This is a genomic window from Anaerotignum neopropionicum (assembly GCF_001571775.1).
In the GTDB taxonomy this organism is placed as follows: Bacteria; Bacillota; Clostridia; order Lachnospirales; family Anaerotignaceae; genus Chakrabartyella; species Chakrabartyella neopropionicum.
Map to the genome: position 1 here is coordinate 265,799 of NZ_LRVM01000002.1, position 18,599 is coordinate 284,397.

Here is an 18,599-nt window from a genome sequence, read left to right on the forward strand (position 1 = left end):
TATGGCACGAGTAAGTAGAAAAAACAAGGCTCAAACGATCTTGGAACCAATAGAACACGTTTACAGTACAGCAATTTATATCCGCCTTTCTATAGAGGATAGTGGTACAAATAGCAGTGAAACCATTGAAACACAGCAATATATGGTGGAGCAGTTTGTCAATGCTCAACAGGATATGAAACTGTATTCCATTTATAAAGATAATGGTTTTACAGGCACAAACTTTCAAAGACCAGCCTTTGAGCAGATGATGGACGATGTGAGAGATCGAAGGGTAGATTGTATCGTAGTGAAGGATTTATCTCGTTTTGGCAGAAACTACATTGAAACAGGCTATTATCTTGAAAAGATATTTCCGTTTTTGAATGTACGCTTTGTTGCCATGACTGATAATTACGATACCCTGAAGAATAGCAGCAGTGATGATATGGTTGCTTCCCTTAAAAATATTGTTAATAGCTTAGTCGCAAAGGATATATCTCATAAGTCGGCCACTGTTCTTCACCAGAAACAGAAAAATGGCGAGTATATCGGAGCCTTTGCGCCCTATGGTTATATGAAAAATCCAGATAAGAAAAACCATTTAATTATTGATCCTGTAACAGCGCCTATCGTAAAGGAAATTTTCAAGTGGAAAATTGAAGGCATTGGTTATATTTTAATTGCAAGAAAACTAAATGAAATGGGTATTCCCTCGCCATCGGTATATAATTACCAAAACGCTAGATACAAGGCAAAGAAAATTCCAACGGGAAAAGCTACGATGTGGCAGGGACAAATGGTAAAGCAAATTATAAATAACTTTACTTATACAGGAAATGTGACGCAGGGCAAAACAGTGGAATCCCTTTGCAATGGCTTACCCCTTACCAAGAAAGATAAAAAACAGTATGTAGTGGTGTATGGTACGCACGAGGCGATTATTGATGAAGAAACATTTCAAAAATTAGAAAATACGATTGATGAGGTTGCCAAAAAGCGGAAGGCGAACAGCGAGAAATATCCTTTTACAGAAAATATTTTTAAAGGGAAGGTGTTTTGCGCTGATTGTGGGCAAAAAATGATACGTTATAAAAGTGCAAAAAAATTTGCTAAGACACGCTACGTCTTTCTTTGTAATCAATATGCACACAATTTACAGCTATCTAAATGCAGCAAAAAATGCTTGGGTGAGCCAGAACTTATCGATGTCATTCTTTCAAGTTTGAGAGCACAAGTAGAGTTGACTTTTTCATTGGAAGATAAATTGAAAAAGCTGAAAAGTACAAAAAAATACATAGCAAAACAGAAAAAAATCAAAACCGATTTAGTAAATACGGAAAAGCTGATTACTAAAAATTTGCTGTTATGTTCAGCACTTTTTGAAAATTACACCGACGGGACCATAGACCTAGTAGAGTACAATCGCTTGAAGTCCAATTATCTAAAACAGGCTGAGGAACTGGAAGAAGCCAAAAAAAGCTTGCTAAAAGCACAAGTTTTAGATGGAAAAATATTATCCCCACAAAATGAGTGGATCAAGGCTTTTAGAGGGCAAAAGGATACCACAGTATTAAGTCGTGAATTTATTGAGCTGATGATTGATAAAATCATTGTTAGTGGATATAACGATGTAGAAATCATATGGAAATTTGCTGATGAATTAGCGATTCTCACTGAGTTTGTGGGAGGTGCTGCATAATGAAAACCATTGCGATATATCTCAGGCTATCAAATGAAGATATAAACGAAGGGGAAAGTAATAGCATTTCCAATCAAAGGGATTTACTTAAAAACTACATATCATCAAAAAAAGACCTGCAAGACTATGAGATTTTGGAATTTATTGATGATGGATACAGCGGAGCAACTTTTGACCGCCCTGCACTGAATAAACTGCTTAAGCTGACTGGCAAAACGATTGAGGTTGTAATGGTCAAGGACTTTTCAAGATTTGGCAGGAACCTTATTGAAGTTGGAAATTATATTGATCAAGTATTTCCCTTTTTAGGCGTGCGATTTATTGCAGTCAATGAAGATTACGACAGTAAAGACTATAAAGGTAGTACCGCAAGCATTGATGTAGGGCTAAAGGCTCTGATTTATGAAATGTATAGTCGAGATATTTCCCGGAAAATACGAGCAGTGCAGAAATCTAAGTTTCAAAAAGGTGAATATCTTTGTGCTTTACCTTTGTTTGGTTATATGCGTTCGGAAATCGAGAAAAACAAGTTAATACAAAACCCTGAAACTGCGCCTATTGTGAAACGCATATTTAAGCTTGCTTGTGAAGGCAAAACTCCGACGCAAATAGCTGTGATTTTTAATGCCGAAGGTGTCCCTTCTCCTTATATGTATCATAAAGAAAAAGGTACAGACAAAATGAGAGGGTGGAAATTAAGCAGTGAAAACACTATTTGGACGAATGTCATTGTTCATCGTTACCTTAAAGATGAGCGTTATACAGGTAAACTAATAAGCCGCAAACGAACAAAAATTGATATTAACACTAAGAAAACAATGCAAATCCCCAGAAGTGAATGGATAATCTGTGAAGATGCACATGAGGCAATTGTTTCAAGAGATGTATGGAAGCAAGCACAGCTAGTTATGAGGCCATATATACCAAAGCCATATACCATCGCTGACTACAACCTGTTTAAAGGATTATTAAAATGTGAGCATTGTGGCCGAACGCTTACTTTTTTCAAAAACAAAAAAGAACCTTGTTATCGTTGCGCAACAAGAAGGTTTGTTACTTTTTGTGAGTGTAAAGATGTTCGTATCAATGAGCAACAGTTAAAGGATTTTGTGCTATATGAAATTCAAAGAAAAATTAGATTGTTTGTTTTTCAGGATATGAATAAAGGCAGAATTCAAAACAATAGTTATGAAGTTGAAATCGAACATATTGAAAGGCAGATAAAACAGCTTGATTGTAAAAAGACTTCACTCTTTGAGCGTTTGGCAGATGGCAAGTTGTCAAAAGAAGATTTCAAAGAAAAAACGGCGGAGTTATCTCAAAAAAAAACAGATTTTGAACATGAGAAAACAGCGTTACTTCAAAAACTAAATGCAACTTATGTAGTTAAGGATAGTACAACAAAAGATTTGGGCAAATATGCAGGAGTGCAGGAACTTACCCAACAGCTTGTAGCAGAGTTGATTCAAACAATAAAGGTTTTTCCCGATAATAGCCTTGAAATTGTTTGGAACTTTAAAAACTGTATAAAAGATTAGATTATTTTTTTATGTATGTCTTGACACAAGCTAATGAAAAATATATGGGTGATGCCCTAATGCAGAAGACCTATACCGTAGACTTCCTAACAAAGAAACGAGTAAAGAATAACGGAATCGTACCTCAGTATTATATAGAAGATAACCATGAGGCCATTATACCAAAGGAATTATTTTATAAGGTACAGGAAGAAAAAGCTAGAAGAGCCAGTCTGAATAAAGCGGCAGTTACAAGAAAAACAAATAAATTAAAAAAGGAAAAGAGCAAATTCAGCTCCAAATATGCACTAACAGAAATCTTAGCATGTGCCGAATGTGGACATCCCTACCGTAGGCAGACATGGTCAAAATATGGACAAAAAAGTGCAGTATGGCGATGTGAGAACAGGCTAAAGAATGGAACAAAGGCATCTTGCAAGCACTCACCTACCTTAAAAGAAGAACCTCTACATAATGCCATTATGACTGCTATTAATAAGGTAGTAGAAAACAATGGAGATTTTATAGGGGCTTTCAGAGAAAATGTCATCAGGGTTATCGGTGGATACTCTACTAAAGATATCCCAACAGAATATGATGAGCAGATCGAATCTCTGCAAAAAGAGATACTAACCTTAATCGAAGAAAACGCAAAACAAGGAGCTGTAGCAGAAGATTTTGATGGTGAGTACAAAAGGATATCAGAGAAGATAAACGAGCTTAAACAGGCAAAATTAAAGGTTGTAAGGGAAAAGAAACAGGCTGAGAACTATAAACAAAAACTAACAGAAATGGACAGTACCCTAAAGACTGTAAAACCACAGGTAAGAGAGTTTGATGAAGACTTAGTCAGAAGATTAATAAACACCATTAAGGTGAATAAGGGAGAGAGACTGGAGATACAGTTTGAATCAGGCATCGTCATGGAACATACGATAGATCATTATGAATAGGAATGGCAGGGGCAGTGACAAGGATAATGGTAAGTTACTGCTCTTGAAGAAAGGGGAATCTGTTAAGACTAAAGTCCTCAGAGAAACTGAGGGTTTTAGTCTTAACAGATTGCTACTTGCAACAGAAGATATTGCTCTTTGATTTGTGTATAACTTTCTATTTGATATACAGTGCTTAGAGGGATTTATCGGTAGCAATTATGCCCCATAGATAAGTTGTCTATAAAGTGAAGAGGATTTTTTTATGAATCTACAGATAATTGACTTTTCAAGATACAACCGTTAACATTTGAACTTAGTTTTAATCTCAAATGTTTTGAATATACGCAGAAATAAATGCCTTTTTATTCTAGTAATCTGTAAATTATCCAAATAATAGTTACCAGTGAAACTAGCCAATAGTCTTTTCCGCTTTAATAGCAGAATACACAGCGTATATTGATTCCGACAATACAACAAGTTTGGTATATAGAAGATTGCTTTGCTTACCTGCTCATATGTTGCAAGCAAATCACCATAAATTATAAATTTGTACATTGTGAAAGCAGGAGGGTGAGACAGTCCCCTGCTTTTGATTATTGTGGATTAGTTTTATTAAACTGCTTCTATCTTTTTTAAAATTTTATTTGTAGATTATAGTTAAGGTCCAATTAATTTAGATACTATAATTTAATATCATGATCAATAGCATACTTATTACCCCATTTGCACATTTCCTCAAGCGTAACTTGTAAGTTTCTTCCATATTCCGTTATAGAATATTCAACCTTTGGTGGCACTTCTGGATATACTTTCCTTGTTATTAAATTATCACGTTCCATCTCTCGGAGCTGAGTTGTAAGCATTTTTGGGGTAATATCAGGAATTAATCTTTTAACCTCAGAAAATCTTTTTGTACCCATATTTAGATACCAAAGAATTCTAATTTTCCATTTACCACCGATTAAATCCATAGTTAGTTCCATTGAGCAACTGTATTTATTCTTTAAATCTGACATTTTGTAACCTCCGTATTTTTAAAATAACATGGTATCGTTTTATATACTATGTGACAAAAAAGTGCGTACTTGTGATTTGGGATTGTTGTAGTATAATCATAACATACAGTATATAAAAAAACAATATTACTTATTTGGTGATAAAAATGTTTCAAAATAAACAAGCTGAAAATTTAAAGTTTTTTTATAAGGAGGTCGTATAAATGGAAGTGATTTTTAACAGAAGAAGCATAAGAAAATATGTGGATAAACCAGTTGAAAAGGAAAAAATGGAAAAACTTTTAAGAGCAGCAATGCAGGCACCATCAGCAGGAAACCAACAGCCTTGGGAGTTTATAATCGTTGAAGATAAGGAGGTGTTAAAAAAGTTATCTGAGGCAAGTCCATATTCAAAAATGGTTGCAAATTCACCAGTTACAGTTGTTCTTTTATCAAGAAAAGAGGGAGTGAAATTCCCCCCTTGTATACCACAAGATATGGGGGCTGCTGCAGAAAATCTTCTTTTAGAAGCAGTACAGTTAGGACTTGGGGCAGTTTGGCTTGGAATTGCACCTGTTCAAGAAAGAATGAATTATATAAAGGACCTATTTAGTTTGCCCGAAAGTATTGAACCTTTTGCATTAATACCAGTAGGATATCCAGATGGTCAGAAAAATGAATTTGTAGATAGATTTGATGCAACAAGAATTCATTATGAAAATTGGAAATAAATGATTAATCATAGGAGGTTTACAAATGGAAAATATGATATTAAAAGCATTGGAAAAGATTCGCCCAGCATTACAAAGAGACGGTGGAGATGTAAAATTTGTTGATGTTAACGATGAAGGAGTTGTTAGGGTTCAGCTTCAGGGGGCGTGCGGCAATTGTCCGGGCGCATTAATGACCATTAAAATGTTTATTGAACAAGTTTTAAAGGAAGAAGTACCTGGAGTTAAAGAAGTTATAGGAGTTTAGCATAAAAATATAAACTATAAAAAGGAGTGGAATTGTATGATAAATGTTATAGCAAAAAATTTTGCTAAAAAAGCTAAAATTGAGAATGTTTTAGAGTTAGCAAAGGAATTAGTAGAAACAACGGTAAAAGAAGATGGCTGTATAAAGTATGAAATGTATCAGGATGAGAAAAATCCAAGTATCTTGATCATGATAGAAGAGTGGGAAACAATGGAAGACCTAAATAATCATATGTCTTCAGAGCATTTTAAAAAAATTGTTCCGAAAATGAATGAATATATGGATCAAAAGCCTGAACTGAATATTTGCAAAAAAGTACTTTAAGAATTTATGAAGTTTTGATGTAAAATAAGATATTAGACAAAATTTAATAATTAATGAAGGAGTTTATAGGAATGGAAAACGAGGTAATTAAAGCAATAAGAAATAGAAGAAGTACAAGAAAGTATAAAGATAAACAAATCAGTGAAGAAGAATTGCAAACATTATTAGATGCTGGTATACAAGCTCCCAGTGCAAACAACTCACAATCGTGGCATTTTACAGTAATACAAGATAGAGATATGATTAACTTTATTAGTGATAAGTCAAAAGAAGTGATGCTCAAAAGTGATAATGAAAACATAGTAAATATTGGGAAAAACGCTGTAAATATATTTTATAATGCACCTACTTTAATAATCGTATCAGGCAAAAAAGAGGTTAGTTCATACTCGGTTGATTGTTCAGCAGCAATTGAAAATATGCTGATAGCCGCCGAAAGTATAGGTTTAGGAACTGTATGGGTAGGACTCAGTAGGTTCTTCTTTACACTTAGTGATGAGATTAAAAAATTAAAATTACCTGATGGATATGAACCGTTTTATGCTGTAGCAGTCGGTTATAAAGAAAATGATAGTGTTTTAGGACCATCAAAAAGAAATAGGGAAGTTATCAATTATATAAGATAATATATAATTTTGAATCGAAGGAGAAATTATGCTAAATTTTAATTATTCAATACCAACAAAAATATTTTTTGGAAGAAATAAAATAGAAGTACTTGCTGAACAGGTCAAGAATTACGGATCTAATGTATTGCTTGTATATGGTGGAGGAAGTATAAAAAGAAATGGAATATACGAGAAAATCACAGATATTTTCAATAAAAACAATATACGATTTTGGGAGTTGCCAGGAGTAGAACCTAACCCAAGAATATCAAGCGTAAGAAAAGGAATTGAAATATGCAGAGATAATAAAATAGAGCTTATACTTGCTGTAGGCGGTGGAAGCACAATTGACTGCGCAAAGGTTATAGCAGCAGGGTATTACTATGATGGAGATGCATGGGATATTGTTGTTGATCCAAGAAAAATAGATAATGTCCTTCCAATTGCAAGCATACTGACATTAGCTGCAACAGGCTCTGAAATGGATGCTGGAGCAGTAATTACAAGCCTTGAAACAAGTGAAAAGCTTGGTACAGGCCACAAAGATATGGCTCCAAAATTCTCAATATTAGACCCAACCTATACATTTTCAGTACCTAAAAATCAAACAGCAGCGGGTACAGCAGATATAATGAGTCATATTTTCGAAGTATACTTTAACAACACGAAAGAGGCATACTTGCAAAATAGAATGGCAGAAGCACTTCTTAAAACTTGCATACATTATGGTGCAAAAGCTATGGAAGAGCCTGGAAATTATGAAGCTAGAGCAAATTTAATGTGGACTTCCAGCCTTGCTATTAATGGTCTTTTAAGCTATGGAAAAGATGCAGAGTGGAGTGTTCATCCTATGGAGCATGAGTTAAGTGCATTCTATGACATTACTCATGGAGTTGGTCTTGCAATTTTAACACCACATTGGATGGAATATGTTTTAAATGATAATACGGTAGATAAATTTGTTGAGTATGGAGTTAATGTTTGGGGAATTGATTCTATTGGTGATAAATATGAAATTGCTCATAATGCTATCAAAAAGACAAAAGAATATTTTGTATCCTTAGGATTACCTTCTTCATTAAGAGAAGTAGGAATTGAGGAAGAGAAATTAGAAGAAATGGCGAAGCAAGCTACTGTAAGAGGAAAACTTGGAAATTTCAAGCCTTTAGAAGCACAAGATGTGCTTAATATATATAGAGCAGCTTTATAATAAGGGGTGATTTAAATGAATATAGTTTCTTTTTTGGGGAGTCCTAGAAAAAATGGTAACACATCATTACTTTTAGATAAAGTTTTAGATGGTATCTTGAGTAAAAATGATGCACAAAGTGAGATTGTTTTTTTACAGAATAGTAATATAAAGCCATGTATGGGGTGTAATTCTTGCAAAAACAATGAAGATAAAACATGTGTCATTAATGATGATATGAAGGACATAGTTCCGAAAATAAAAAAATCAGATCTGATAATATTAGCAACGCCTATATATTGGTGGAGTGTTACCGCTCAAATGAAGCTTTTAATTGATAGATTATACGCATTGAATTTTACAGATAGAAGTTTTGATTTTCATAATAAAAAAGTTATGCTCCTTATGACCTACGAAGGTGAGCTGCCTAATTCTGGTCCTGAGACTGTAGAGAAACTTTTTAAAGAAGTATGTGCATATCTGAATGTAGGTGTGGCAGGAGTATTAGGTGTTTGCACTGGCGAAGTTGAAGTTAGTAAAAACTTAGACGCTTTAAAAAAGGCTTATGAGTTTGGAGAAAAAGTTGAATTTTAGTAAAGGTATCAATTTATAAGATAACTAGATACTCTACATCGGCTAATTATACGGATGTAGAGTTTATCTGTTTAAATTTCGAAATGTAAGGAGGTTAAAAATGTCATATTTACTTAAACCCTTAGACAAGGGCAAGTTAACTTTAAAGAATAGATTGGTTATGCCGCCTATGGCTACTTCGAAATCTGAAAAGGATGGAAGAATAGGCAAAAATATATTAGATTATTACGATGAAAAGTCACAGGGTGGTTATATATCATTGATTATTATAGAACATAGCTTTATCACACAACAAGGAAAGGCAAGTGAAGGTCAGCTTTCTGTGGCGGATGATAGCCGTGTTGAGGATTTGAAGAAATTATCAAATATTATTCATAAAAATGGCTCCAAAACAGTAATGCAAATTAATCATGCTGGGAGTGCAGCCAGTTTAGCTGTTACAGGACATGAGCCGGTTGGACCTTGTGCTATAGCAAATCCACGTATAGGTAATGTTCCAAAGGAACTTACTAAAAAAGAAATTAAAGATATAATTGGTGAATTTAAAGACGCTGCATTGCGTGTAAAGAAAGCTGGTTTTGATGGTGTGGAAATTCATTCTGCACATGGATATCTTCTAAATCAATTTTTCTCTCCTCTTACTAACAAGAGATCTGATGAATATGGTGGAGATGTGCTAGGCAGAATTAAAATTCATTTAGAAGTCATTAAGGCAGTACGTGATGCTGTGGGTGATGACTTCCCAATTCTACTGAGATTGGGTGCTTCTGACTATATGGAGGGCGGTAGTACAATTGAAGATAGCAAAATTGCAGCATTAGAGTTTGAAAAAGCAGGAGTAGATATTCTTGATATATCTGGCGGATTTTGTGGGTTTATTGTTGCTGGGCTTACTGACCAAGGGTATTTTTCATCATTGACTGAATCTATAAAGAAAGTTGTGTCGATTCCAGTTATCTTGACTGGTGGAATTACTGATGTAAACGCGGCTGAAAAACTTCTTTCCGAGGGAAAAGCCGATCTTATTGGCGTTGGCAGAGCGATATACAAAGATTCCAAGTGGGCGGAAAATGCGATTAAAAGTTTGAATTAATATTTTAAAGAAAATAATCAGAACTTAGAGTTTGAGACTTGCATCAAAAAAATTGAATATTAGGGGCGTAATTATGGAATTAAATGAAGCGATTCAATCCAGAAGAAGTATCAGAAAATTTAAAACTGATCCTATTCCGGAAAATTATATCAGTGAGCTAATTGAAGCAGGAAGGCTGGCGCCATCAGGCAGCAACTTGCAATCTACTCGTTACGTAATCATAAAGAGTGCAGAAGCGAGAGCTAAATTCGCTGAATGTACTCCATTACCTTTTGTAACACAAGCACCATTGATTATAGCGTGCTGCATAAACAAAAAAGTTTTAGATACAGCTGAGAAAAGGTCAAAGGAATTAAGGCAATCAAATGCTTTTGCCGATACTCCACTTGCTAATATGAATAGAGATTCCGAGACTTATAACAAAAGAAGACGAGAGATGGATGAAGAAAGCCTAAAATCATATTTAAGTTTAAATGCGGCAATAGCTTTGGAGCATATCGCATTAAGAGCAGTTGACTTAGGGCTTGGAAGTTGTTGGATAATGATGTTTGATCGTGAAAAGGCAAAAAAGATTCTTGAACTTGATGAGAGATATGATGTAGTAGCATTATTACCGATAGGATATCCTGATCAAAATCCTCCCCAAAGACCAAGACTGGAATTAAATGAATTGGTAATTCAAACAATCTAATTTATTTAGAAATGATGACCAAAAAGTTTATAAGCATTAACAATTAAAAATATGAGTTTTTATGGAGGTACTATGAAAAGGTTATTTGATAATACAACATTAAGTAATATGAATCTAAAAAATAGATTTTTTAGATCTGCTACATGGGAAGCTATGGCGGATAACAAAGGGCATATGACAGAGAAACTATATAATGTATATGAAAATCTTGCTAAAGGTGGAGTAGGTACAATAATAACTGGTTATGCTTATGTTACAGAAGATGAACAGCCCAATCCTAGAATGATGGGGATTTATAATGATTCATTTATTGAAGAATACAAAGCATTTACTGATAGGATCCATAAGTTTGATACAAACATAATATTGCAAATTGCATATGGTGGTTCTCAAACTAACTTTAATGTAGGTGAGAGAATCATATTAGGACCGTCAGCTGTAGCCCATAGTATATATGGTGTTACTCCTAAGGAAGCTACAAAGGAAGAGATAAGAGGTCTTGTTGAAAGTTTTGCGGATGCTTCTCTTAGAGCTAAAAAATCAGGATTTGATGGAGTGCAATTTCATGCTGCTCATGGATATATTTACAGTCAGTTTCTAAGCCCTCACTACAATAAAAGAACTGATGAGTATGGTGGAAATATTGAAAACAGAGCAAGAATTATCTTCGAAACCCTGGCAGCTGTGAGAGAAAAGGTCGGAACAGGTTTCCCTGTGTTAATTAAACTTAATTGCTCTGATTTTATAGAAGATGGCTTTTCTTTTGAAGACTGCAAATATGTATGCAAAAGATTAGAAGAGCTTGGCATTGATGCTATAGAAATCAGCGGGGTTGTAGGAGCTAAAACAGAAGATAGAAGCGTAAAAGAAAAGGGACTTAAATATTTAGAAAATGAATCATATTTTAGAAAATATGCTGCAGAGATAGCGGAAGAAGTAAATGTGCCTGTCATTTTAGTTGGTGGTAATAGATCACTTACCTTAATGAATGATATACTGGATAATACTAAAATTCAATATTTCTCACTATCTAGACCATTTTTGCGCGAATTCGATTTAATAAATAGATGGGGTGGAGAAGATAATAGCAAGGCAAAATGTATATCTTGTGGCAAATGCATAGATGTTCAGGGGAATTCATGTATATTTAGCAGGAATAAAGGAATGGATTAATATAGACACATGTTATACTAAACAGTAAAGACTTGTTTAGTAAGATCAAGAGAGTATAGTATTTATGCAAAAACAGAAATTGTGTATAAGTATTTGATGTTTGGACCTATGCCAATATTATAGACACGAAATTCAGAACACTATAATTCTAATTATAAAAATATTAAGTTAAGCCGTGCAGTTTGTGCGGCTTTTATGCTGTTTTCTTTATCATTTGGGAGGAACTCAAATTTTATTCCGGATATATAACGTCACAAATGGTTGAGAATTATTTATTGCAGACATTATCCTCTGCCTTTACCAGCACATACAGATATACAGAAAATCGTATTGCACGAATGGATTTCAAACGTGCAGTGGAGAATTTCCAATCTGCTCATGTCATTGCCTATTCTCATGATGTTGATGCCCAGGAATTCTATACGAGGGTACATTAAGCTCACACGTTCGTGACATCGTAAAGGGTCTGTCGGAGGAAAAACAAAAAATACTGATTGACTACTTTGAAAAGACAAATATGATAGCAGATCATGAGGGTGCATTCATCTATGTGCAAGACGCAAAGGATTGTGTAGAGTTGCTGAAAAGGTTAGGTGCGTTGTATATGTCACATGGTTAGTGGAAGCCTTTGCTGTGAGGCGGTTTATTCAAAGTCATAGTTTCTGGGTGACTTACTGAATGGTGAGTGATATAATATTATAAAAATTATAATCTATGCAAACAGAATTTAAAGACAAATAAGTGTAATTTAAATAATGTATAAAATTGAAACTGTAATCAAGTTTTGAAATATAAAAGAAGTTATAATATACCAGCAGGGAGTGAACAAGATTGTCAGTTAAAACAATTGAAAATATGATAAATTGGGTTGAAGAAAATTTAGAAGAATGTCCAACATTAGGAGAAATGTCCGATTTCGTCGGGTATTCACCTTGTTATTGCTCTACTAAGTTCCATGAATATGTCGGTGTTTCATTTAAAGATTATATTCAGAAACGGCAACTAAGTATGGCCGCTATGGCATTACAGAAAACGAAGAATCGTATTATTGACATTGCTATACAATATGGATTTTCATCGCATGAAGCATTTACAAGAGCTTTTGTGCGTGTTTATGGCTATACACCCTTTCAATATCGTAAATTATTGCCGAAAGTCTTAACATTTGATAAAGCTCAAATAGACATTTGAACACTCCTCAGTAAATGTAAGGAGTGTTTTAATGTTAAAAGAAATTGGACGAAATGATTTATGTTGGTGTGGAAGCAAAATTAAGTATAAAAAATGTCATGAGTCTTTTGACGAAAAGCTATTATGGTACAAAACTCAAGGATGTATTATTCCACCCAGAAAAATTATAAAAAACCAAGAACAAATTATTGAGATTAGAAAAAGTGGAAAAATCAATACAGCAGTTTTAGATTTTATATCTGAACAGATATATATAGGAATGACAACAGAGCAAATTGATCATTTGATTTATGAAAAAACGGTGGCTTTGGGTGGAATCCCAGCGACATTAAATTTTGAAGGTTTTCCTAAAAGTGTATGCACATCAATCAATGATCAAGTATGCCATGGAATACCATCCAGTGATGTTTTGCTGAAAGACGGAGATATTATAAATATTGATGTTTCTACAATATACAATGGATTTTTTTCGGATTAATCAAGAATGTTTTGTATCGGAAATGTAAGTCCTGAAAAAAAGAAACTGGTGGATGTGGTTAAAGAATGCATTGAATTAGGATTAGCACAAATAAAGCCGTGGGGATTTTTAGGTGATATGGGGCAAGCTGTGAATGAACATGCCATGAGTAATGGATATACAGTTGTACAAGAAATAGGCGGACACGGTATTGGTTTGCAATTTCATGAGGAACCGTGGATAAGCCATGTTTCAAAAAAAAGAACAGAAATGCTTTTAGTCCCAGGTATGGTATTTACGATTGAGCCAATAGTGAATATGGGAACTGAAGAAATTTTTGTAGATGATAATGATGGCTGGACAGTTTATACGACAGATGGATTGCCATCTGCCCAATGGGAAGTTATGGTATTAGTCACTAATGATGGCTATGAGATACTAGCCTATTAATGCCACCAAATCATCAATATATTCAAGAACACAAAATTAGAGCACAACAGAATAAAGAAAATAGTCTTATGGGTGATCTAACGGTCACCCTTTTCTTTTACCCGAAAGTCAAAGAGGAATCTATAATGCCCAAAATCATATATACCTCACACTATATGCGAGATGCACCTCCATCATGCTTGTAAACTATTAGTGCCCTCAGTTTTAATTATTTTTCTTTGATTTTGATGCCATAAAACTTTTTCCAGATTTTCAGGAAAGATTGCAAGAGTCTAAAGAGATTCAATTAAACATTTGGAAGAATATCATTCACGCTGCGAGAGAAAAAAGCGATATTGATTCTCCTTTAATGTGGAAGGAGAATGACTGAGCATTCTTCACTTTAAAGATATTGTTCAAATAGAAAAACATAAAGATTATTTAATAAAAATTGCATCTGATCGGCCGGATGCATAATATCTATAAAAAGAACTGCTCCCTGCCAAATAATGAGGGAGGGGTTCGTTTTATAATAAAAGTTATACATTCTTGGCAACATCTTTTTTGCTTTACACTAATAACAAACGGGCCTTTTCGATGCTTGATCTTCTGACAACTCGCTCACCACTTTGAATGAGTTAGTTAATATGTGCTACAGCATGAATTTCAATCAGCTGATCAGGAAATGCCATACCCGACACACCAACGAGGGCACCGGCTGGTCGATGGTCGCCCACATACTCCTTGAAAATACTGATGCATTTTTCAATTCTTGTGGGTTTGACAGAAAAATCTCCATCTCAGCAATGTTCGACCTCGTAGCACCAAATCCCGCCAGTACTCGATCGAGATTCTCTAGCGTTTGTCTGGTTTGCACTTCGATATCACCCTCACCAACAAATGTGCCCTGGATATCATGGGAGAATTGACCCGAAATGTATATGGTGCCGTTAACACAGTAGCCTTGGGCAATGCCATGTTCGTCTTCCCATGGAAGACCGTGATTGTAGGTTTTAATATTAGCCATTATTATCACTCCTAGTTTAATGTAATCTTAGTATATACTAAGCTCAAATATAAAAATAGTACGCACTTTATTGATAGGTACTATTCGAAAGAATAGTGTAAGTATGGGTATGGCTGATTTTAATGGTAAAGTTAAAAATATTCAAGATACACCTTTTGGTTATACAATCTCAGTGATTGGTGGTAAATGGAAAATGGTTATTATTTACCTTTTAGCAGAAAACCAACCAGTTCGATTTAATGAATTGAAAAGACAAATAGGAACTATTACTTTTAAAATATTGAGTTCTCAATTAAAAGAATTGGAAGCGGATGGTTTGATGAAGCGGAAAGAGTATCCTCAAATCCCGCCTAAAGTAGAGTATAGTCTGTCAGATAAAGCAGAAACTCTATTACCCGTCTTGGAAGAGTTGTGTAAGTGGGGAGCAAAAAATCGAAATAATTAAAAGTTCAGTATAAGTTGGATGAAGATGGAAGTCCGAAGACATATATGCTTTATGGCCATGTGCATGACGCCAATGACAAAAGCGACAGCATATGATAGGCTATGAACTAAGAGGTTTAGCTTTAAATCGCGCAAACCGTTAATTTTAATAGAATTATGGATACATATAAAAATATAGCAAATTCGGAGAAATACTCTTGCTTTTATGATTAACTATTTTGAGAATAGGAGATCAAATAAAATGAGAAAAGATTACTTTGCAAAGATTGTAAAATATGTAAAAAACGTTTATAATATAGAAGGAGAGTTTAGAAATTTAAAGATGAAAGAATAGATCTTTCATATAATGAGATTTTTTAATTTCAAAGGCTAAGTCTCTCATAAATTTCAATAATTAGAGCTTATATATAAATAAGAATTTGAAGGGAGAAACAATCAATCATTATTGTACTCTCAAGGCTAAAGCATTAAGGAGGTAACAGCTTGGCACAGCAATATACGAAAAAAAAGATTCGAGAAGAATTCATAAAGATACTGAATGAGCGCCCACTTAATAAAATCACAGTTAAGGATATTGCTTCAGCATGTGAGATCAATAGAAATACTTTTTATTATTACTACACAGATGTATATGCACTTCTGTCAGAGCTCTTTCAAACAGAACTCCAGACAGTAATTGATGAATATAATGATACATTTTCCTGGGAGGAGAGTTTTATTGTAGCTACTAAGTTTGCTTTAGAAAACAAAATAGCCATTAATCATGTATATAACTCCATGCAGAGAGAAGAATTAGAGGATTATATATACAATGTATCAGGACATGTCATGAACCGGTATGTTGAAAAATTAAGCGACGGTATCTCAGCTTCTTCGGGGGATAAAAAACTGATTTCTTCCTTTTATCAGTGTGCCCTTACTGAAATGGTACTACGCTGGATTGCTTCTGGAATGAAGGAAGACCCTGATACTATCGTCAGACGAATTGGGCAGCTATTCGATGGACACATTGCTTTATCTCTTAAGAGAAGTTCTGGTTTAAATGACGTCTGGTAAAAAGCCATAAGAAAATCCCTTTTATCAGACATTCTAATCTCAATGCCTAAAAATTAGATAAACAAACTGCGGTGTTCGAATCTCGAACACCGCAGTTTGTTTATCTAATGTAAAAGACATAAAAAAGCTATATGATAAGTATAAATAAATCCTACAGAAAGCAAGTTTTCAAAAAGTTAAATGAGAAATCATTATGCATGTACCGCGTGGACATACTGATAAAGTGAATATAGAAGAAGACAAAACATAAGAGTAGGATTTAGAAAACTATTAAAAAATAAGAAAGAAGGAAAAAAAATGAAATTGAAGACACATGATGATAGGCTTACGCTTACAAATGGAAATTATCATTCTTTGGTAAATGCAAGAAAGCCTAAAGGAATTGAAGACAAACAAGCTTATTTAGTTGGAACTGGAATTGCTTCATTAGCTGCTGGATGTTTTTTGATTCGTGATGCTCACATGGATGGAAGGAAGATTACTTTTTTAGAGCAATTAGATATTCCTGGAGGATCATTGGATGGTCAAGTTCGCCAAAATGTAGGTTATGTGGCACGTGGTGGACGTGAACAGGGACATCATTTTGAAGTTTTATGGGATTTGTTTAGTTCCTTACCATCTACAGAAGATCCTAATATGACTGTATTAGATCATTTTTATTATACAAATCATGACGATCCAAATTTTAGCAATTGCCGTATTACTAAAAACCAAGGCGAACGCTATGATAATGGAAAATTTAATTTGGGTCAAGATTTGGCAAAAGAAATAGCTGCTTTTACAATGATGACAGACGAAGAACTTCAAAACAAATCTATTGAAGATATTTTTTCTGAAGAACTTTTAAACACTGATTTCTGGACAATATGGAGAACAATGTTTGCTTTTGAGAACTGGCATAGTGCTTTAGAGATGAAACTATATATGAATCGTTTCATCCATCACGTTGACGGCTTAACAAATCTTTCGGCACTACAATTTTCACGTCACGATCAGTACACTTCATTCGTAAAACCTATGGTTAAATATTTGGAAGACCATGGTGCTAAGTTTGAATATGGAGTCACTGTTGATAATGTTGAATTCTCAATTACAGATAATAAAAAAGTTGCAAAGAGAATCGTTGCAAGGGATAAAAGAGAAAATGATATTTCTATTGACTTAACAGAAAATGACTTGGTATTTATCACCAATGGTTCCATGACTGAAGGTAGTGGTTATGGGGATGACAATACTCCAGCTCCATTTAACAAGGAACCAAAAGGATGCTGGACTTTATGGAGAAATATAGCGACTCAATGTGATGAATTTGGAAATCCAGATAAATTCTGTACAGATCCAGAAAAATCCAATTGGGAGTCTTGTACAGTAACTTGCCATGATGAACGTGTTCCTGAATATATTGAAAAGATCACAAAACGTTCCCCATATACCGGACGCACGGTAACAGGTGGTATAGTCACAGCAGAAGACTCTTCCTGGTTGATGAGTTGGACCATAAACCGTCAAGAACAATACTATGGTCAACCTGAAAAAGATGTTGTTGTTTGGGTATATGGTTTGTTTACTGATGTTCCTGGAGATTATATTAAAAAACCTTTAAGGGATTGTACTGGTAAGGAAATTACAAAAGAATGGTTATATCATATAGGAGTTCCTGCAGATAAAATCGAAGAATTAGCGGAAAGCTGTACTGCAATTCCTATTATGATGCCATTTATAACATCCCAATTTATGCCTCGTGAATTTGGAGATCGTCCTTATGTTGTACCAAAGAATGCAGTAAACTTTGCTTTCCTTGGACAATATGCTGAAACATTGGATGATCCGGGACGTGATACTGTATTTACTATTGAATACTCAGGACGTACAGCCATGGAAGCAGTATATGTATTGACTGGGGTTGAAAAAGGAGTTCCTGAGGTATATGCATCGAGATATGATATCCGTTATTTGTTAAATGCAGGTGTGAACTTATTGGATGGTGAAAAACCAGAGATGGATTTGCCACCATTGGTTAAACGTAAAATTCAAAAGCAAATAGCTGGAACAGAAATTGAAAAGTTATTGAAAGAATATGAAATTCTTTAATGGCATATAGAATAAAATGATTTAATTAAAATCCCGAGTTTTAAAAATCGGGATTTTAATTTATGCATATTTATTAATCCTATTGCCACTTGATATATTGGTAATATAATAGAACATAATACAATG

Annotated in this window: 19 protein-coding genes and 1 pseudogene; 18 read left to right on the forward strand and 2 right to left on the reverse strand. The window is 34.3% G+C overall.

The genetic code is table 11. The annotated features are described in order from the left end of the window. Window position 1: 1 nt before the first annotated feature. From CLNEO_RS04950 to CLNEO_RS04960, 3 genes are read left to right on the forward strand one after another with little or no spacing between them, the layout of a single operon-like run. Complete coding sequence (locus CLNEO_RS04950) at window positions 2-1,681, forward strand: recombinase family protein (RefSeq protein WP_066085442.1); 1,680 nt, start codon at window positions 2-4, stop codon at window positions 1,679-1,681. Further along, window positions 1,681-3,219, forward strand: coding sequence for a recombinase family protein (locus tag CLNEO_RS04955; protein WP_066085444.1), 1,539 nt, complete (start codon window positions 1,681-1,683; stop codon window positions 3,217-3,219). Before CLNEO_RS04950 ends, CLNEO_RS04955 begins: the two co-directional genes overlap by 1 nt. A gap of 59 nt (window positions 3,220-3,278) precedes the next feature. Further along, window positions 3,279-4,151, forward strand: coding sequence for a recombinase zinc beta ribbon domain-containing protein (locus CLNEO_RS04960; RefSeq protein WP_456297613.1), 873 nt, complete (start codon window positions 3,279-3,281; stop codon window positions 4,149-4,151). Window positions 4,152-4,813: 662 nt separating this feature from the next. On the opposite strand, the gene CLNEO_RS04965 is transcribed toward CLNEO_RS04960, so the two are convergent. Beyond that, window positions 4,814-5,149: a winged helix-turn-helix transcriptional regulator gene (locus CLNEO_RS04965; protein ID WP_066085446.1), complete on the reverse strand. Its 336-nt coding sequence runs from the start codon at window positions 5,147-5,149 to the stop codon at window positions 4,814-4,816. A 203-nt stretch (window positions 5,150-5,352) separates the two neighbouring features. Here CLNEO_RS04965 and CLNEO_RS04970 point away from each other — a divergent pair, with 203 nt between their 5' ends. The 12 genes and pseudogenes from CLNEO_RS04970 (at window position 5,353) to CLNEO_RS05025 (ending at window position 13,876) form a co-directional block, all read left to right on the forward strand. Beyond that, window positions 5,353-5,859: a nitroreductase family protein gene (locus CLNEO_RS04970; RefSeq protein ID WP_066085449.1), complete on the forward strand. Its 507-nt coding sequence runs from the start codon at window positions 5,353-5,355 to the stop codon at window positions 5,857-5,859. A gap of 25 nt (window positions 5,860-5,884) precedes the next feature. Continuing rightward, window positions 5,885-6,106: a NifU family protein gene (locus tag CLNEO_RS04975; protein WP_066085452.1), complete on the forward strand. Its 222-nt coding sequence runs from the start codon at window positions 5,885-5,887 to the stop codon at window positions 6,104-6,106. 36 nt (window positions 6,107-6,142) lie between these two features. After that, window positions 6,143-6,430: a putative quinol monooxygenase gene (locus tag CLNEO_RS04980; protein WP_066085454.1), complete on the forward strand. Its 288-nt coding sequence runs from the start codon at window positions 6,143-6,145 to the stop codon at window positions 6,428-6,430. A gap of 71 nt (window positions 6,431-6,501) precedes the next feature. After that, complete coding sequence (locus CLNEO_RS04985) at window positions 6,502-7,056, forward strand: nitroreductase family protein (protein WP_066085456.1); 555 nt, start codon at window positions 6,502-6,504, stop codon at window positions 7,054-7,056. A 28-nt stretch (window positions 7,057-7,084) separates the two neighbouring features. Next, window positions 7,085-8,248, forward strand: coding sequence for an iron-containing alcohol dehydrogenase (locus CLNEO_RS04990; protein WP_066085459.1), 1,164 nt, complete (start codon window positions 7,085-7,087; stop codon window positions 8,246-8,248). Between the two features lie 15 nt (window positions 8,249-8,263). After that, the gene (locus CLNEO_RS04995) at window positions 8,264-8,821 is read left to right on the forward strand and encodes a flavodoxin family protein (protein WP_066085462.1); all 558 of its coding nucleotides are present in this window, start codon (window positions 8,264-8,266) and stop codon (window positions 8,819-8,821) included. A gap of 100 nt (window positions 8,822-8,921) precedes the next feature. Beyond that, window positions 8,922-9,914, forward strand: a complete 993-nt coding sequence (locus tag CLNEO_RS05000; protein WP_066085464.1) for an NADH:flavin oxidoreductase — start codon at window positions 8,922-8,924, stop codon at window positions 9,912-9,914. A 73-nt stretch (window positions 9,915-9,987) separates the two neighbouring features. Next, the gene (locus CLNEO_RS05005; protein WP_066085467.1) at window positions 9,988-10,605 is read left to right on the forward strand and encodes a nitroreductase family protein; all 618 of its coding nucleotides are present in this window, start codon (window positions 9,988-9,990) and stop codon (window positions 10,603-10,605) included. 72 nt (window positions 10,606-10,677) lie between these two features. Continuing rightward, a complete protein-coding gene (locus tag CLNEO_RS05010; RefSeq protein WP_066085470.1) occupies window positions 10,678-11,778 on the forward strand; it encodes an NADH:flavin oxidoreductase in 1,101 nt (366 codons plus the stop codon). A gap of 257 nt (window positions 11,779-12,035) precedes the next feature. Then, window positions 12,036-12,215 (forward strand): hypothetical protein, encoded by a 180-nt coding sequence (locus CLNEO_RS16160; RefSeq protein ID WP_201032865.1) that lies wholly within the window; start codon window positions 12,036-12,038, stop codon window positions 12,213-12,215. A 394-nt stretch (window positions 12,216-12,609) separates the two neighbouring features. After that, window positions 12,610-12,969 (forward strand): helix-turn-helix transcriptional regulator, encoded by a 360-nt coding sequence (locus CLNEO_RS05020; protein WP_066085473.1) that lies wholly within the window; start codon window positions 12,610-12,612, stop codon window positions 12,967-12,969. A gap of 31 nt (window positions 12,970-13,000) precedes the next feature. Continuing rightward, window positions 13,001-13,876, forward strand: a pseudogene (locus tag CLNEO_RS05025) (methionyl aminopeptidase). Window positions 13,877-14,525: 649 nt separating this feature from the next. Here CLNEO_RS05025 and CLNEO_RS05030 read toward each other — a convergent pair. Continuing rightward, window positions 14,526-14,882, reverse strand: coding sequence for a RidA family protein (locus tag CLNEO_RS05030; protein WP_201032868.1), 357 nt, complete (start codon window positions 14,880-14,882; stop codon window positions 14,526-14,528). 103 nt (window positions 14,883-14,985) lie between these two features. On the opposite strand from CLNEO_RS05030, the gene CLNEO_RS05035 reads away from it, so the two are divergent. The 3 genes from CLNEO_RS05035 (at window position 14,986) to CLNEO_RS05045 (ending at window position 18,473) form a co-directional block, all read left to right on the forward strand. Further along, complete coding sequence (locus tag CLNEO_RS05035; RefSeq protein ID WP_066085476.1) at window positions 14,986-15,327, forward strand: winged helix-turn-helix transcriptional regulator; 342 nt, start codon at window positions 14,986-14,988, stop codon at window positions 15,325-15,327. A gap of 482 nt (window positions 15,328-15,809) precedes the next feature. Next, window positions 15,810-16,382, forward strand: a complete 573-nt coding sequence (locus CLNEO_RS05040) for a TetR/AcrR family transcriptional regulator (protein ID WP_066085480.1) — start codon at window positions 15,810-15,812, stop codon at window positions 16,380-16,382. 297 nt (window positions 16,383-16,679) lie between these two features. Beyond that, entirely contained in the window at window positions 16,680-18,473 is a 1,794-nt protein-coding gene (locus CLNEO_RS05045) for an oleate hydratase (RefSeq protein WP_066085483.1), read from the forward strand. Window positions 18,474-18,599: the final 126 nt, after the last annotated feature.

What these genes read in the sequence shown, in the direction of transcription:
- CLNEO_RS05005 (WP_066085467.1), top strand. Translation starts at nt 9,988, where the DNA reads ATGGAATTAAATGAAGCGATTCAATCCAGAAGAAGTATCAGAAAATTT.
- CLNEO_RS05045 (WP_066085483.1), top strand. Translation starts at nt 16,680, where the DNA reads ATGAAATTGAAGACACATGATGATAGGCTTACGCTTACAAATGGAAAT.
- CLNEO_RS05010 (WP_066085470.1), top strand. Translation starts at nt 10,678, where the DNA reads ATGAAAAGGTTATTTGATAATACAACATTAAGTAATATGAATCTAAAA.
- CLNEO_RS04970 (WP_066085449.1), top strand. Translation starts at nt 5,353, where the DNA reads ATGGAAGTGATTTTTAACAGAAGAAGCATAAGAAAATATGTGGATAAA.
- CLNEO_RS05030 (WP_201032868.1), bottom strand. Translation starts at nt 14,882, where the DNA reads ATGGCTAATATTAAAACCTACAATCACGGTCTTCCATGGGAAGACGAA.
- CLNEO_RS04980 (WP_066085454.1), top strand. Translation starts at nt 6,143, where the DNA reads ATGATAAATGTTATAGCAAAAAATTTTGCTAAAAAAGCTAAAATTGAG.
- CLNEO_RS04965 (WP_066085446.1), bottom strand. Translation starts at nt 5,149, where the DNA reads ATGTCAGATTTAAAGAATAAATACAGTTGCTCAATGGAACTAACTATG.
- CLNEO_RS04975 (WP_066085452.1), top strand. Translation starts at nt 5,885, where the DNA reads ATGGAAAATATGATATTAAAAGCATTGGAAAAGATTCGCCCAGCATTA.
- CLNEO_RS04960 (WP_456297613.1), top strand. Translation starts at nt 3,279, where the DNA reads ATGCAGAAGACCTATACCGTAGACTTCCTAACAAAGAAACGAGTAAAG.
- CLNEO_RS04955 (WP_066085444.1), top strand. Translation starts at nt 1,681, where the DNA reads ATGAAAACCATTGCGATATATCTCAGGCTATCAAATGAAGATATAAAC.
- CLNEO_RS04995 (WP_066085462.1), top strand. Translation starts at nt 8,264, where the DNA reads ATGAATATAGTTTCTTTTTTGGGGAGTCCTAGAAAAAATGGTAACACA.
- CLNEO_RS04985 (WP_066085456.1), top strand. Translation starts at nt 6,502, where the DNA reads ATGGAAAACGAGGTAATTAAAGCAATAAGAAATAGAAGAAGTACAAGA.
- CLNEO_RS04950 (WP_066085442.1), top strand. Translation starts at nt 2, where the DNA reads ATGGCACGAGTAAGTAGAAAAAACAAGGCTCAAACGATCTTGGAACCA.
- CLNEO_RS04990 (WP_066085459.1), top strand. Translation starts at nt 7,085, where the DNA reads ATGCTAAATTTTAATTATTCAATACCAACAAAAATATTTTTTGGAAGA.
- CLNEO_RS05000 (WP_066085464.1), top strand. Translation starts at nt 8,922, where the DNA reads ATGTCATATTTACTTAAACCCTTAGACAAGGGCAAGTTAACTTTAAAG.
- CLNEO_RS05035 (WP_066085476.1), top strand. Translation starts at nt 14,986, where the DNA reads ATGGGTATGGCTGATTTTAATGGTAAAGTTAAAAATATTCAAGATACA.
- CLNEO_RS16160 (WP_201032865.1), top strand. Translation starts at nt 12,036, where the DNA reads ATGGTTGAGAATTATTTATTGCAGACATTATCCTCTGCCTTTACCAGC.